This window comes from Paenibacillus sp. JNU01, from assembly GCF_059130585.1.
Map to the genome: position 1 here is coordinate 5,601,560 of NZ_CP169723.1, position 15,403 is coordinate 5,616,962.

The following is a 15,403-nucleotide window of genomic DNA, read 5'->3' on the forward strand; positions in this document are numbered from 1 at the left end:
ACACATCCATATGAATACATCATATGGGTACATATAGTGTTCTGGACGTAGAGGAAGGTGAGTGACTCATGGCAGCATCCAATGAATATCGTTTTCAAGTGAACCTGAGCGGGATGATTCAGATTTTATCCAACCATCTATATAGTAGTCCCAAGGTGTTCTTGCGTGAACTTATGCAAAATGCAACAGATGCGATCACGGCACGCAAGGAAGTGGAGCCGGGATATCAGGGCGAAGCAAGGATTGAGCTGACAGGAACCGGTGATCAATTGACGATGATGGTGGAGGACAACGGAGTTGGCCTGACCGAAGCGGATATCCACGAGTTTCTGGCGATGATTGGACAATCCTCGAAGCGGGGGCAGCAGGCACTGCTGGATGGCGAGACATCGTTTATTGGACGTTTCGGTATTGGTCTGCTCAGCTGTTTCATGGTAAGTCATGAGATCGTTATGCTGACTCAATCGATTAAGGGTGGTCCCTCGATGGAGTGGAGAGGTAAGCCGGATGGTACATATACGATTAGACAATTGGACACACAGTTGTCTCCCGGAACGAAAGTATATCTGCGTTGTACACCGGATGCAGCACATTATTTTGAAGCGGAGTATGTAAAAGAAGCTTTATTTTACTACGGCGCTCTGCTTCCTTATCCAGTCACGTTGATACATGATGGGGTGCAGTCTGTTGTCAATCAGGATTCTCCGATCTGGCTAACACGCCCAGAGCTTGCCCGTTCTTGCCGAGCGGAAGTGCTTGCTTTTGGTGAACGTCTGCTTGGGGAGAAGTTCCAGGATTTCATCACGCTGACAACGGCTACGGGCCGTACGGGAGGCATTGCGTATGTGCTGCCACATGCAGTGAATCTGAATGCCAAGCGTTCTCACCGAGTGTACCTGAAGCGAATGCTGATCTCGGAGAAAGCCGAGAACATTTTGCCGGAGTGGGCGTTCTTCGTGAAATGTCTGATCTGGACCGATGAGCTTCAACCGACGGCGTCAAGAGAACATTTCTATGAAAATGAAAAACTGGAAGAAGTGCGCTCCGAGCTTGGAGACGCTCTGCGTACGGGGCTGGCTGACATGGCTGAGAATCAGACCGAACGCTTGCAGAAGCTGATTCGCCTGCATGCCCTTTCGATGAAAGCATTGGCCGTTCAGGATCAGGCGTTCTACGCGATGATTCATCGCTGGCTGCCTTTTGAGACGACGAGAGGACACCGGGAACTGGGTGAACTGATTGATGAAGGGGATACGCTGTATTATACCGGCTCCATTGATGAATATCGTCAGATACACCATGTGGCTTCAGCACAGTCCATGCTGGTCGTCAACGCAGGTTATATCTACGATAAAGAACTGATGGCGATGCTACCTGTCATACTGAACCATGTACAGACCGAGCGAATTGAGCCAGATGAAGTATCGATGACATTCACGGATGTTGCACCGGCTGAACGTAACCAGTACTATGATGCGCTACGGTTGGCAGATTCGGCATTACAACGTTTCCGCTGCCGGGCTGAAGTGAAAGGTTTCAAGCCATCGGATCTGCCGGTGTTGTTTACCCTTTCGCAGGAATCATCCACGCTGCGTGCGTTGGAAAAAGCAAGCGAAGAGAGCACTGACTTATTCTCCTCTGTTCTCGGTTCGTTGTCGGCAGGTATTAATTCGGCAGGGTACTCGACGTTGTATCTGAATGTAAACAATCCCATCATTAAACGGGTGCTGACTTCACCGGATAATCAGATGACACCGATTGCTATAGAAATGTTGTATGTCAACGCACTGATGATGGGCCATTACGCCATGAACAAGCAGGAACTTGAAGTATTGAACCAGGGAATTGTACGGTTTATTGATTGGGGTTTACGCGCAAATATGAATCATGAGGGAGATGCCTGATGAAGACAGAGATGGATTTTGAAGATTTGATGGAAGAGGCCTATCAACTGCCTAGTGGTCCTGCGAAGCTCGGTTTTTTGGAGGAAGCAGCGCGGGTAGCCGATGTCAATGGTATGGTTGAGGAGGCGTACGAAGCACGCTCCGAGATTGTGGATGTAGCCACCTTCTGTGGATATCCGATGAAAGCTTTGATCGCTTTTTCCTGGCAACTGGGCAAGTTCGATCAGCAACCAGAGCTGTATGATGAAGAGACGTTATTGTGGTCATATAAATGGATTCTCGGTAAAATGCCCGATTTCCCTGAAATCTCACGCGAGAAGATTATGGAGCTGTTGGAGGACTTCGGAGCACGGTTCAAGTCTTATGGTTACAGTGAGCGTTCTTACTGGTACTATCGTTTCCGCATCTTTATGGATTTTGGAGAGCTGGAGGAATCAGGGCGCAGTTATGACAAGTTCAGAACATTGGACCGCGACTTCATGAGTGACTGTGAGGCATGTGAGCAGGATGAGATTATGCGTTATTTTTTGTTAAAAGGAGACGACGAGAAGGTGCTGGAATTGGCCAAGCCTATTCTCAAAGGACGCATGAGCTGTGCGGAGATTCCGCATCTAACGTTGTCGGAAATTCTGATGCCGCTATATCGTCTGGGGCGGACGGAGGAAGCCGATAAATATCAGGTCAAGGGATACCGCTTGATCAAAGGTGAGAACGATTTTGTGCAGAGTTTTTCCGAGCAGATGGAGTATCTCACACTTACGAATCCGGCCAAAGGCATTGATGTCCTCGAAGAAACACTGGTACTCGCAGCCGATCATGAAGATGCATATGCCAAAATGTTGTATTATGCGAAGGCAGCCCCGTTATTGCGGCGTTGGGCTGAAGAAAAAGAGTCGGATGGGTATCGCATGCGCTTGCCAGCATCCTTCCCGTATGAAGGCGATCCCGGCGACTTGCTCAAGTTGGCTGATTACTTTGCGGAGCATGCTCAGACCGTTGCAGCCAAGTTTGATCAGCGTAACGAAAACACACATGTATCCTCGTTGATTGCGTAGAGACGGTTATAACTCCGTAACATATAATAAATTTACTAGTAGCGATAACGTAAGAAAAGTAACGAAACAGGCTTGTTCAAGAAGGTTTATATCCTTCTGAACAAGCCTGTTTTTCATTTATAAGCATGATAAATCTTATCAATATGAAGATACTTTGTTCTTATTGTGCCGATACTTCAGAAGGGATCGTCGTTGGTGAAGGAACCGTTGCAATTTCTGATGTATCTTCTGCAGGCTCTGCTCCTTCAGCAGGTTCGGCTTGCGGCTGCTGAGCAGCCATTAACTCAGCGACGATGCGATCTGTCGGCTGTGTGATTAAAGCATACATGATAGCAGCCTCTTCTTGACGAATCAGAGGTTTGCGAGAAAGGAAATCAACGGAACCATCCTCCATCACCTTCACCTCAGGTCCATGGATACCAAGCTTCGCCATCATCTGAACAGCAGGTACAGCCCATGGATCTGTGTGCCCTGCAAGTTTCACATCATTGAAAAGTTCGCTAGGATATTGCAATTGCATAATTCTCCACATCATGACCATGGCTTCCTGTCGGATAATCACTTGATCCGGCTTAAACTGCTGTTCGTTCGTGCCCGTAATCATACCCAATTCATATCCAAGTTGAATATATCCGGCTGCTGCATGGTTTGCCCAGTCGGTGCCTGCAGGTGGCGTTGTTTTGCTGGGCTTCAATCCACTGAGTTTAAGCGTATTTTCAATGAATTCAGCTCGTGTCACAGCTGTCTTCGGTTGGAAAGACTTGTTGGCATCATTCTCATAATATCCAAGAGATTGTATGGCATAGATTGCTTCAGCGTAGGGACTATTCTCACGAACATCCCGGAAGCCCGCAGGCTTTTGTCCTTTTTTCTCATAACCCATAGGGTTAAGGTAAGGTTCTTTCAGGTAGGTGGTGCCATCTGCATTTTCTTTGAATGCTGTGAATTGACCGGTCAATTCGTCTTTGAAAAGATTATCTTCCACTTGAATCAGATTGCGTTGGCCCAGGAATACATCGTTAATGCTCAGATGTCCTGGCTTATCGTCGCCACCTTTCAGAGAACTTACAATCGTGCTAAGTCGAAGGTCTGCGTACAATCCGGTAAAGCGTTGCAGCTCAGCTGCGGATTGCGGCGTGTAATCCTTGAACTGCACTGGCTCTGCATATTGCGGGAAGAAATTCTGGATGAATGCCGGGTAGAACAGATTACGAAGTGCTCCATTTTGATTATAGGTCAGGAAGACGCCTGTGTTTTGCTCAGGAATAAAAAATAGATAAGAGCTGAATCCTGTCAGGTCGCCTGCTTTGGTAATCACGCTGGAACTGCTTCCTGCCCCGGGAAGCTGAAACGGTGCTTCGAACCCGTAAGTGGTATCGGGCAGTAATGGATGAATGGAGGAACGATACTGCTCCATGCTTTTCACTGTAGATTCCTTGAGAATACGCTTGCTATCCTTTACGCCATCATTCAGAAACGCAATCATGAATTTTCCGATATCCTCAGTAGTAGACAGCATGCCACCTTGAGGCATTGGTGATGGAGAGAGGGTATACAGATCAAGCGGGTTGTGTGCCGCATCATAGCCTACAGCAAGTTGCTTTTGGAACTTTTCGTCCAGCATGAAACTGCTGTTATTCATTCCTAGTGGTTTGAAGATATGCTGCTGCATATAGGATTCAAAGGGCTCTCCGCTAACATTCTCCACAATCATGCCGAGCAGCAAAAACGAGAAATTATCGTACATGTAGGCGCTGCCAGGCTCTCGAACGACGGGAGGCATGTGTTGCTGAGCGTAATCCTCCATCGTTATGTATTTGTCAAAATCAGTATGGATGTCTTCCTGCTGCGGATCACGGATCTCGAATCCGGTCGTGTGTGTGAGCAGGTTCTCCACAGTTACAGGTTTGTCAAAAGGATTATCGAATTCGAGCCCTTTCACATAGGTTTGAAAATTAGCTTGCAGGTCAGCTTTGCCTTGCTCCGCCAGCTGCATCACGGCTGCTGCCGTGAATGTTTTGGAGACAGAGGCTACACGGAAGGCCGTATTTTTCGGATCAATAGGCGTTTTGTTCTCCTGATCAGCATAGCCGTATCCTTTTTCCGCCAGCACTTTACCATCCTTCACAACAACAACGGAGGCTCCAACATAATGAGCTTTTGCCTCAGCGGAATCAAAGAATGAGTCGAGAAATGCTGTAGCTGATTCGCCTGTCAGCGCTTTCGTTTTCCCCTGTTCAGCAGTTACTGGAGTCGCGGTCTCCGCCTGGACTGCGGGTACCCATAGACTAAGAGACAGAACAACAGCCATGAAAGCTCCGATTAGGGAGGTGAACCTGACGCGGGTCTTTCGTTTGGATAGATGCATGCAAACACTCCTTTTATGAAAATATTTACAAAATAGTTACTTATCCATGTATTACTGATTACTTGCACGATAGGTTTCACGATAATAGATTCCAATGTTGACAATCCAGATGACGGAGAGCATTACAATTGGGAATGGAGCAAAGCTAAAGAGGGCTGAATATAACACCATGGAGACCATGCCGATCCCAAGCAAAATGTTCATCATCAGGAAAGAACGATAGGCTGCACGGTATACGATCCATTTCTCACCTTCATCCAGTTTCTCGAAATGATCCTTCTTCATGTTGCGTGAATTCAGATCCAGTGCGCGATCAGGGAAATAGCGATTGTATCGCTTCACAGTCAGTGTTTGCAGTATAACGACGATGATAATAGAGATACACGCAGCAAAGAGATTCATGAGGTTAAACAGTTCGGGAAAATTCGGCATGTTTCTGTTGGAAGCGTTTAAGGACAGAGCAAGTGCGATCCAGGTAAACGCAACAATAACGCTCAATCCGCTGAGAATCATCGCTTTTCCGAGGGAACGCTCAGCGGGAGAGATGAGTGAGTCAGAATCTCCATACACCTCATCTTCCGTTGGAGGCACAGATGGCGTACGAACAAGACTGAGCGTGTTCCACAACATCATAACCACCACTGAAGCAGCCAGTAATGCAAATAAAAGATCATAGTCATAGTAAACGGACAACGTCCAATTCAAATTAGATGGAATTTTGTTGATTCCGCTGGCTCCGAGAAAACCGACTACAGCACCACCTGCCGCATACAACGGAAGACGCATCTTGTTCTTTTTGGACGGGGAAGTTGTTCTGTTCATCTTAATCTCCACCTTTCAATTCAAAGATTTTTTCGACAGGTTCACGAAAGACATGGGCTATTTTTAATGCCAGGACGACCGATGGAGAGTAATCTCCGCGTTCAATCAGGGCAATGGTTTGACGGGATGCGCCGATGAGTTTGGCTAATTCCGCTTGGGACAACCGGTCTCTTGCCCGTAACTCCCTAACATGATTGTGCAATTCTTCCACTTGCTCACCTCCATGAATAAAATGTACATGATATTTCACTAAATGTAAACTATAATATACAAAATGTTAATGATAATTTACTTGTATGCGTTGAGTTTGGACATGAAAAAGAGAGCCTGCCATGGCTCTCTTAGTGATTATGTTGTTGCCGAAAAAGTAATATCATGATGCCTCTGCACACGCCAGATGTTGATGCTGTTCCTCTGTCTTCCGAAGTGACATTCGGAAAAAGACAAGTGCTGCAAGCCCCATGAGTACATACAGAACAGCCATTACGTATGAGGGCAGGAAGGCTCCGATGGTTAACCCGATACTTCCGAGTAGTGCTGCCACGTTATAGCTCAACCCGTCAGCAGCCATGTAGGCAGCCCGGTCCGAATCTGGCATCATACCGGCTAGCATGACCTGACGAACAGGGGCGTACATCAATTCTCCAATGGTCAGCAATATAGCGGATGATATAAGTAGCCAAGCCCAGTTGCTGAAAGCAAGAACGGCGAAACCTGCGGTATACAGGCACATACCGACAGACATGATCGCTCGGGACTGGAAGCGGCCCATCCATCTAGAGAATGGGATTGCAACCAATGCAACCAGTACAGTGTTGATGATCATAATCAGGCTGAACATACGCAGACCAGAGATATCTGAGCCGAACAGTTGGGCGGTGAATTCACTTTTTAGACGAACCGCAATATATTTATCCAACTGGAATTCCAGGGAAACGGCAAGGACCGTAGCCGTGAAAAATACCATGAAACGTTTGTCCTGAAAGACCGCCCGGTACGTTTTCAGTATGTTCCTCTGGATGGGAGCATTGGATTCCAATATTCTGGTGGATGGACCGGAATGATTGGATTGATCTCCATGATTGAGTGCGCGTTTTTCCATTGTTTCCCGAATCATAAAGACTAATATAAACAGCGTAACCATACTTTCCAGGCACACCAGACTGAATAATAAGAAACGAAATGATTCGAAAAATAGCCCGCCCAACAGTGCGCCAAAGGTTACAGCAACGTTTGTTGTCCAATATTGTAACCCATATACATAATGACGTTCATGTTCACTGCTCACGTCGACAATCATGGCATTCGCAATCGGCACTGTGATCCCTGAACTTAGACTGCTGAGCAGAAACATGAGACAAGTGACGATGATCGAATCCATCCACGGCGAGTTGGCAATAGCCAAACAAAGTAGAGCTACGACCTGCAAAGTTTGTGCAATCACCATTAATTTCTTCCGTCCCATTCGATCCGACCAATATCCTGCCCACAAACCCACAATCATGGAAGCCGCAATATTGACCGTTAGCAATAACCCTGCCACACCTGCGCCAATCTGAACACTCAGATAGATCGCCATGAATGGAATGATGGACTTCTGAGTCAGATCGGTGAAAAAATCTGTAATGATACGTATTCGGATGTTAGGGTGCAGATCGGCGTATTTCATAAATTGTTCTTCTTCCTTCCCACTGGTCATGTTGATGTTACTGAGTATAATGGAGGAAAACCTGAAGAAAAACTGTAGAAGCATCCGGATGGATTTCGTATTTTAGAAAGAGACGAAGGAAGGGCATATATGGACGTATCAGAACATTACATTCAACTGCGGTTGAACTTCCCACATGTGCATGATGAACAAGAAGTACATACAACGGTAGGTGAACTCGCTGATCTTTTATGTTGCACCATGCGTAATATGAACCTCATTATGAACAAATTCAAGGAGAACGGATGGGTCAGGTGGAACCCACAGCGTGGGAGAGGCAAAAAATCGACGCTGTTATTTTGTGTCCCTTTACTTACTGTGGCGCGTAAACGGTTCGACGATTTACTGAATGGCAACAGGATGGAGGATGCCTATGAACTGGCCGCCACCTTGCCAATTACGATGCGAGAACATTTGATGCAGCAAATGCAGACTCAATTCGGCCTGCTTTCGAATGAAGGAGACAGAGGCCGGGTGGATACATTGCGGATTCCGCAGAATACACATTTTAAGACTCTCGACCCTACGCAGACGGGGATGTGGGGAGAAGTATTCATTATTACAGAGGTCTTTGATCGTTTGGTTCGTTATAATGGGGAACGCCAAGTCTGCGAACCGAGTCTGGCTATGGCATGGGAGAGTGATGCGGATGGAAGGGAATGGACCTTTTATCTGCACAAAGGCATACCTTTTCATCATGGAAGGATCCTGGATGCAGAGGACGTCAAGTTTACCTTTGATCGCATTATCTCTAACAAGAGTAACCCGTGCAGGCCGCTGTTTGGTTCCATTGAGAGCATAGAGACGTATGACCTGTTGACTGTACGTTTTGTGTTGAATAAGCCCAACTTCATGTTCCCGGATCTGATGAGCAGTGTGTGTGCATCTATCCTGCCTAGAGATGTGGAGATGAACCCGCTCTATCCGATTGGAACAGGACCTTATCGATTGACTCGTCATGATTCGAAGCTGCTTGTACTTGAGGTATTTCCGGCCTATTTCAGAGGGCGTGCTTATGTAGATCGCGTTGAAGTATGGCAGCTTCCCCACTCGGCAAAGGCGGAGTCCATCATCAAGCATGATTTATTTCCGGATGCGGAGCCTCGTGCAGTGCAGCATGAGATACAGGGCGGTGTGTATATGACGTTTAATATGCAAAAGGAAGGGCCGCAGCATGATGTGAATTTTCGCCGGGCTGTTCAACAGTTATTGAATGCACATGAGCTGTCGGAAGCGCTCGGGAGCACAAACACACAGGCTGCTTACAGTTTGATTCGAGGACGAGTACAGGAACAGCAACCAACAGTGGGTGCGGATCAAGGGGAGTTATGGAAAAAGCAATCGGAACAATCGAATTTTTCTGTCACACCTATACCCGCACTTTCCGTGGAGACCTCACTGGCGCAGGCCGCGGCATTATTACGTCGTAGCTCATACCAAGGGCAGAGTTTAAGTCTATGGGTGGAAGAAGGAGAGAAGATGGAGGCAGACATGGTCTGGTTTGCAGAGAGATGTAAACAGATCGGCCTACATATCAACATTATGCCGGGAGATCCGGTCCATGCAGTCTATCAAGATGGGTTCAGGGACTGTGATCTGATCTATACAGGAGAAGTCTTCAATGATCATGTCATGCTGAGCCTCGTGACGATGTATACCTTCCGGAACACGTTATTCCTGATTGCGATGAATGATTACTGGAGACATGAACTGGAACAGGGATGCGGACGTGTGGTAATGATTCAGGAACCTGCTGAGCGGTTGAAAACGTTGATTCATTTGGAAGATCGACTGATACAGGAGGCGTTGCTTCTGCCCGCGTACAGCTTCAGGGAAGAACATGCCCATCATGATTCGCTGCGAGATTATCGTGTTGCGGGGTATGGTCTGCCTGATCTGCGCAGACTGTGGGTGAAAAGAAAGCCTGGTGCCGAGCAAGAGGATGGGAGTTATCCGGTGTATATTCCGTTGTGGTAGGTATGGATGGTTACCTACCACAACGGAAATGAAGCAGATGTTCACCAGTTCAGATCATTTACGAAACCCTGTTGAATTCAATCGGTTTTGTACCCGGTTCAAGCAACAAAGGAATGGAGATGGATTGAGCAACTTCTGATGATTCGTTCAGGGTGAACGTATATGTGACCTTCAGACCGAATGTGACCAGTTCGACAGAGAACGTATCTTTTCCGGTGTATTCCATGGGCATTTCGAGGGCGTTAAAGGTTGCCTGCAACCCGTTCGTTGTTTCCTGAATAGACATCTCGCCATAACCAGGATGCGTGTAAATACCCGCATAAGCGGTGTAAGGTCGATCACAAGGTATGATGAGAGGTTCTTCCATTTTTTCTTCAACGGCAGTGTCTGCTTGAATAGGCACTTCCAAAGGATTCTCCGGATTAACCTCCGTTTCTTCTGATTCTTTCCCCATTAATATGCTTAATTTGGAACTCCAGTTGACAGGCTCAAGCCCAAGCAGTCGGTCCATGATATGAAAAGCAACCGTATACGGAATTATACTTCCGTTGGTATTGCTCAGAACCACGATTCCAATCTGCTCCTCTGGCAAAAAGGCAACTTGTGATGCAAAGCCATCAATAGCCCCACCATGATGAATCATGGCATGTCCACGATAAGGCTCAATCATCCACCCGAGACCATATGTACTCACAGGTAGCTCTTGGCTTATGAACGGCGAATCACTAGTCATCTGAGGACTATGCATAATCTTCATCTGTTCCTTAGAGATCAGTGACGCTCCTTCCCATTGACCTTGTTTCAATTGGAATTGAAGCCATGCGATCATATCGACTAGATTACTGTTAATGGAACCAGCAGGTCCTATGGCATCAATGACACGAAATGGTATTCTCGTATTCTGACCCTCTTTCTCTAGGTAAGGGTAAGCATAGTCTGACTGGAGTTGCATTTCATCAACTGAGAACAGACTTGAGTTCATACCGAGCGGATTAAATAGGGAATTTTGAACCATCTGCTCCCACGAAGTTTCATTGAGCTGTCCAACAAGGTAACCGGCTGTCATGTACATCAGGTTTTGATACTGCCATTTGTTACGGAAATCTTGATTTGGCTCCAGATACTGTAATGCGTGTACAAGTTCTTCTCTTGTACGTGGGGAGTTGTACCATACCAACTCATGCCTTGGAAGACCGGAACGATGACACAACATGTCGCGAATAGTTAGACGTTCTGTTGCGACCGGATCGAACATTTTGAAGTCTTTCATGTACGACTTCACGGGGGCATCCCAATCCAGTATTCCTTGATCAACCAGGAGAGCAGCGGTTGCTGCAGTAAAGGCTTTGGTACTTGAACCGATGGCAAACAACGTATTAGGGGTAACTTCAAGTTTGGATTCCAGGTCACGATAACCGTAGCCTTTTTGCCAGATGACCTCATCCTTATGGATCACAGCCACCGCTGTACCGACACCATTCCATAGTTGAAGTTGATCATCAATGAACTCATCCAGTCCTTCCAGTGATGTGCGAAGCTTTGTTCTTGTCATATCCTTCCCTCCCCATAGTCAATAAAACGAATAATTTCCTACAATTCACTATGCCTTTTCTGGATAAAGTTAACATCCTACCCGAGACTGATTTTGCGTAGCAATGCCGTATTAACCGACTTCACCGATTGCTTGTCAAACTAGTCCGCATATATCGAACAAGTCCCTCATAACATGTACTAATCAAGTAGGGGTTCTGCTGCAAGCACAATCCTGAAGTGAAAACATGTGCTAAAGGGGATGATGTCATGCGCCGAATATCATGGATGCTTGCCATGGTATTGGTCTTATCGGCCTTACTTGCCGCCTGCGGGAAGAAGGATGCGGCAGCTGTGGTCAAAGATCTGAACGAAGTCGTAGGAGAGATGGAAAGTTACCAGGGGGCAGGCGTGATGACGCTGCATACCGGAGATGCGCCGCAGCAGTACAAGGTCGAGGTGTGGCATCAGAAGCCTTCCTATTATCGTATTGCATTAACGAATGCCAAAAAGGATGTAACACAGATTGTACTGCGTAACGATGAAGGCGTGTTTGTTTTGACACCGAGCCAGAACAAAAGCTTCCGTTTTCAGAGCAATTGGCCGGATAATCAAGGACAGGTATATCTCTATGAAACATTGATTCGGAGCATTACGGGGGATACAACCCGCCAGTTTGCGGATGAGAAGGAGAGCTATGTATTTGATGTAGCTGCCAATTATAATACACATGCACTTGTCAGACAGAAGATCTGGCTGAACAAAAGTGATTATGCACCTAAACAGGTGGAGGTATCCGACTCCAATGCCAATGTTGTGGTCGATGTGAAATTTGACTCCTTCAAATTCGGGACTGAATTTGAGAAAGATGCCTTTGACATGCAACGTAACATGACAGCCGGTACTGAAGAAGGCGGCAAGACAGGAACCGACTCCGGTGTGACTCCTGTGGAGCAAACCGGTAATGAGGGCGGCAAAGAACCAGCCAACCCTCAGACTGCGCCTGAACCAGAAGGAGCTGTCACTGATGGACAGACGGGTGTGGGTGGGGACACAGAGCAGCAAGGTACAGAGGGGGCCGCAACAGGTCAGGAAGGCGAAGAGCCAACACTTGCTGAACCGGAAGGGGCAGACAGCTTCGGCGTGATTCAACCAACCTATGCACCGGAAGGCGTACAGCTCAAGGATGATCAGATCCTGGAAGAGGCAGGAGACTATTCGGTCATGCTTCGTTATGAAGGAACCTATAATTACACGATATTCGAAGCCAGACCTCAGGATCGAGCTGTATCGCTTGCTCCATCCAGTGTAGTGGATCTTGGATTCACATTGGGAATGATCAGCGGAGATGCATTGAAGACTCTGACATGGATGACAGATGGCATAGAATATCGGATCACCAGTGCAGACCTGCCTCAGAACGAAATGGTACGCATCGCAACATCAATGCAGGAAGAGTCAGGCAAATGATTTTTGCACAAAAGAACGAATAGTTGCATAAACATAAGGAATGCTAAGAAGCATCGGAGACCCGTTCTCCGGTGCTTTGTTTGATGAGAGACAGGTATTTATCTGGAACCATTTCTCCTGCTCCATCATCCAATAATGCAAAATGCGCTTCTATGCAGAGGGAACCGGGTAAATAATCGATATAAGCAGCTCTTTGATGGGGTGAAAAGTGAAATTATACCCTGTCAATCTTGCTTATCGGTCTTCTTCTGTATTCACATTGGTTCCTCAAACGGCGCGCCTTGCACCTGTTTTTGAATGTGAAACTTCGGTTCATTTGACAGTCACATGCAGGAGCATTACGATGGAGTCTGACGTGAGCCGGATTAAGATGATTAGAGAAGGTGACTTAACGTGCAAGGACAATATCGGCCGACCCAAGCGGACATCAATTTGGATCATTTGTGTACTAACGTAGAAGCTTTCCGCAAGGCATTGCCTCAGGGCATGAAATTCCTCGCCTGTGTGAAGGCCAATGCTTATGGGCACGGAGCGGTGGAGATGGCCAGAGAACTGGAACGAGTGGGTGTGGATTACTTAAGTGTTGCTTTTCTTGACGAAGCGCTGGAACTGCGACAACATGGGATTACGATTCCAATTCTGGTGTTGGGTTATACGCCGCCTGAAGGGATTGCTGCTGCATGGAAACATGATGTGACCATCACGCTGTTCAGCAGGGAAGTGCTTGACGCCATTCGACATCTGGATGCGAGCACATTCGCGAACAAACTGAAGGTTCATATTAAAATTGACAGCGGTATGGGCCGATTAGGTCTATTACCTGGCGATGAGGCATTGGCTTTCATCCAGGAAGTAGCTTCGCTTAATCAGGTGATGCTGGAAGGCATGTTTACCCATTTTGCCAGAGCGGATGAAGAAGACAAAACCTATACACTGGAGCAGTATCGACGGTTCCAAGGCGTGGTTCATGCGCTCAGGGATCAGGGATGTTCCATCCCGATTATACATACGGCGAACAGCGCCGCTGCCATTGATACACCTGAATTGTCTTATGATATGGTACGTGTGGGAATAAGCCTGTACGGACTGTATCCTTCGGCTGAGGTGAATCATCAGGTGGTGAAGCTGTCCCCGGTATTGACGCTGAAGACGAAAGCGGTTCTGGTCAAAACACTGCCACCCCATTGGGGGATCAGTTACGGAACCCGTTATTTTACGCAAGGGTACGAACGAATAGCGACCCTGCCAATCGGATATGCAGACGGATACTCAAGAATGCTGACAGGTAAAGCACAAGTGCTTGTACGCGGCAGCCGCGTCCCTGTCGTCGGTACAATCTGCATGGATCAGTGTATGGTGTCGTTACAATCTTTCGCAGAAGAAGCGGAAGAAATTCAAGTCGGCGAAGAGGTTGTCCTCATCGGTCATCAGTCTGATGGCGTTATAACCGCAGACGAGGTGGCATCCCAGCTCGGTACGATTGCTTATGAAGTGATTTGCATGATGGCGCACCGCATTCCACGGGTATATACCCGTGGGGGAGCAGTAGTCGCCAAAATTAATCCACTTTTGACATCCTGACAGGTAAACTGGACGTCATTACCAATAAACTTTTTTTCAGAACAGAAGGAAAACTGTCGGAGCATCTCGAATGTTGTATGACAGTGAGGATTTAATTCCTGAATTGAGATGTTTGGTCTGTACGAATATTGTTCCCCGTGTTTATAATGGAGTACAGCATACTTGATATACTCGGGGCATATATATTCCTTTGTATAAAAGTTCTGGAAAAACGTAATACTGGTTCACAATGGCGAAAGGTTTGTGGGGGTGGAAGAAAGGTGGCCAACTTGCAGAACACCAAGCGGATCATGATCAGTTTACCTGATTATCTTTTGCAGGAAGTGGATGGCATCGTAGCGCTGGAGAATTCCAACCGCAGCGAATTGATTAGGCAGGCTATGAAGCTGTATTTAACGGAGCGTAAGAAACGTTACATCCGTGAAACGATGCAGCGAGGGTACATGGAGATGGCAAAAATTAATCTGACCATGGCATCCGAAGCCTTTCATGCGGAGGAAGATGCGGACAGCACTCTGGACCGCTTAGTTAGCGGGGTGTAGACATTGATCGTAAAACGTGGTGACGTTTTTTTTGCGGATCTTTCTCCCGTTGTCGGTTCCGAGCAAGGTGGAGTCAGGCCGGTTCTGGTGATCCAGAATGATATTGGCAACCGGTTTAGTCCAACTTGTATTGTGGCGGCTATCACCGCCCAGATCCAGAAGGCAAAGCTGCCAACGCATGTTGAAATTGATGCGGCGGCTCATGGCTTTGACCGGGACTCGGTTATTTTGCTCGAACAAATACGGACGATCGATAAGCAGAGGCTGACTGATAAGATTACCCATCTGGACGAGGAGACCATGAAATTGGTCAACGAAGCCTTGCAGATCAGCCTGGGATTAATCGATTTTTAGGCAGTAACCAGCGTTTTGTACGCTGCCCTGCTGTCCGTTGGCAATGGATGTTCCTGTAAGGGAACACACTGAATTCAGACTGTAACCAAAAG

12 protein-coding genes are annotated in these 15,403 nt (G+C 47.1%); 7 read left to right on the forward strand and 5 right to left on the reverse strand.

Annotated features, from left to right (window positions below; all coding sequences use genetic code 11):
• The first annotated feature begins 68 nt into the window (after positions 1-68).
• Entirely contained in the window at positions 69-1,904 is a 1,836-nt protein-coding gene (locus NLBNIHML_RS24285; RefSeq protein ID WP_339240356.1) for an HSP90 family protein, read from the forward strand.
• The gene (locus NLBNIHML_RS24290; RefSeq protein ID WP_494352974.1) at positions 1,904-2,959 is read left to right on the forward strand and encodes a hypothetical protein; all 1,056 of its coding nucleotides are present in this window, start codon (positions 1,904-1,906) and stop codon (positions 2,957-2,959) included. Before NLBNIHML_RS24285 ends, NLBNIHML_RS24290 begins: the two co-directional genes overlap by 1 nt.
• Positions 2,960-3,119: 160 nt before the next feature.
• Here the strand turns inward: NLBNIHML_RS24290 and NLBNIHML_RS24295 are convergent, their stop codons facing one another.
• The 4 genes from NLBNIHML_RS24295 to NLBNIHML_RS24310 form a co-directional block, all read right to left on the reverse strand.
• Positions 3,120-5,327 (reverse strand): serine hydrolase domain-containing protein, encoded by a 2,208-nt coding sequence (locus tag NLBNIHML_RS24295; protein WP_494352975.1) that lies wholly within the window; start codon positions 5,325-5,327, stop codon positions 3,120-3,122.
• A 51-nt stretch (positions 5,328-5,378) separates the two neighbouring features.
• Positions 5,379-6,149 carry a DUF3169 family protein gene (locus NLBNIHML_RS24300; protein ID WP_339240360.1) on the reverse strand — a complete coding sequence of 257 codons (771 nt, stop codon included), beginning with the start codon at positions 6,147-6,149 and terminating at the stop codon, positions 5,379-5,381.
• Position 6,150: 1 nt separating this feature from the next.
• Complete coding sequence (locus tag NLBNIHML_RS24305; RefSeq protein ID WP_017690042.1) at positions 6,151-6,360, reverse strand: helix-turn-helix transcriptional regulator; 210 nt, start codon at positions 6,358-6,360, stop codon at positions 6,151-6,153.
• Positions 6,361-6,522: 162 nt separating this feature from the next.
• Positions 6,523-7,818, reverse strand: a complete 1,296-nt coding sequence (locus NLBNIHML_RS24310) for an MDR family MFS transporter (RefSeq protein ID WP_494352976.1) — start codon at positions 7,816-7,818, stop codon at positions 6,523-6,525.
• A gap of 129 nt (positions 7,819-7,947) precedes the next feature.
• On the opposite strand from NLBNIHML_RS24310, the gene NLBNIHML_RS24315 reads away from it, so the two are divergent.
• Complete coding sequence (locus tag NLBNIHML_RS24315) at positions 7,948-9,834, forward strand: ABC transporter substrate-binding protein (RefSeq protein ID WP_494352977.1); 1,887 nt, start codon at positions 7,948-7,950, stop codon at positions 9,832-9,834.
• 58 nt (positions 9,835-9,892) lie between these two features.
• Here the strand turns inward: NLBNIHML_RS24315 and NLBNIHML_RS24320 are convergent, their stop codons facing one another.
• Positions 9,893-11,386 carry a serine hydrolase gene (locus NLBNIHML_RS24320; RefSeq protein ID WP_494352978.1) on the reverse strand — a complete coding sequence of 498 codons (1,494 nt, stop codon included), beginning with the start codon at positions 11,384-11,386 and terminating at the stop codon, positions 9,893-9,895.
• Between the two features lie 248 nt (positions 11,387-11,634).
• Between NLBNIHML_RS24320 and NLBNIHML_RS24325 the strand changes: the two genes are divergently transcribed.
• From NLBNIHML_RS24325 to NLBNIHML_RS24340, 4 genes are all read left to right on the forward strand, one after another.
• The gene (locus NLBNIHML_RS24325; protein ID WP_339240365.1) at positions 11,635-12,834 is read left to right on the forward strand and encodes a DUF4367 domain-containing protein; all 1,200 of its coding nucleotides are present in this window, start codon (positions 11,635-11,637) and stop codon (positions 12,832-12,834) included.
• A gap of 393 nt (positions 12,835-13,227) precedes the next feature.
• Positions 13,228-14,415: an alanine racemase gene (gene alr, locus NLBNIHML_RS24330; RefSeq protein WP_494352979.1), complete on the forward strand. Its 1,188-nt coding sequence runs from the start codon at positions 13,228-13,230 to the stop codon at positions 14,413-14,415.
• A gap of 260 nt (positions 14,416-14,675) precedes the next feature.
• Complete coding sequence (locus NLBNIHML_RS24335; RefSeq protein ID WP_017690037.1) at positions 14,676-14,957, forward strand: CopG family ribbon-helix-helix protein; 282 nt, start codon at positions 14,676-14,678, stop codon at positions 14,955-14,957.
• A gap of 3 nt (positions 14,958-14,960) precedes the next feature.
• Positions 14,961-15,311 (forward strand): type II toxin-antitoxin system PemK/MazF family toxin, encoded by a 351-nt coding sequence (locus tag NLBNIHML_RS24340; protein WP_024630714.1) that lies wholly within the window; start codon positions 14,961-14,963, stop codon positions 15,309-15,311.
• The last annotated feature ends 92 nt before the right edge of the window (positions 15,312-15,403 follow it).

What these genes read in the sequence shown, in the direction of transcription:
- NLBNIHML_RS24285 (WP_339240356.1), top strand. Translation starts at nt 69, where the DNA reads ATGGCAGCATCCAATGAATATCGTTTTCAAGTGAACCTGAGCGGGATG.
- NLBNIHML_RS24290 (WP_494352974.1), top strand. Translation starts at nt 1,904, where the DNA reads ATGAAGACAGAGATGGATTTTGAAGATTTGATGGAAGAGGCCTATCAA.
- NLBNIHML_RS24295 (WP_494352975.1), bottom strand. Translation starts at nt 5,327, where the DNA reads ATGCATCTATCCAAACGAAAGACCCGCGTCAGGTTCACCTCCCTAATC.
- NLBNIHML_RS24300 (WP_339240360.1), bottom strand. Translation starts at nt 6,149, where the DNA reads ATGAACAGAACAACTTCCCCGTCCAAAAAGAACAAGATGCGTCTTCCG.
- NLBNIHML_RS24310 (WP_494352976.1), bottom strand. Translation starts at nt 7,818, where the DNA reads ATGAAATACGCCGATCTGCACCCTAACATCCGAATACGTATCATTACA.
- NLBNIHML_RS24315 (WP_494352977.1), top strand. Translation starts at nt 7,948, where the DNA reads ATGGACGTATCAGAACATTACATTCAACTGCGGTTGAACTTCCCACAT.
- NLBNIHML_RS24320 (WP_494352978.1), bottom strand. Translation starts at nt 11,386, where the DNA reads ATGACAAGAACAAAGCTTCGCACATCACTGGAAGGACTGGATGAGTTC.
- NLBNIHML_RS24325 (WP_339240365.1), top strand. Translation starts at nt 11,635, where the DNA reads ATGCGCCGAATATCATGGATGCTTGCCATGGTATTGGTCTTATCGGCC.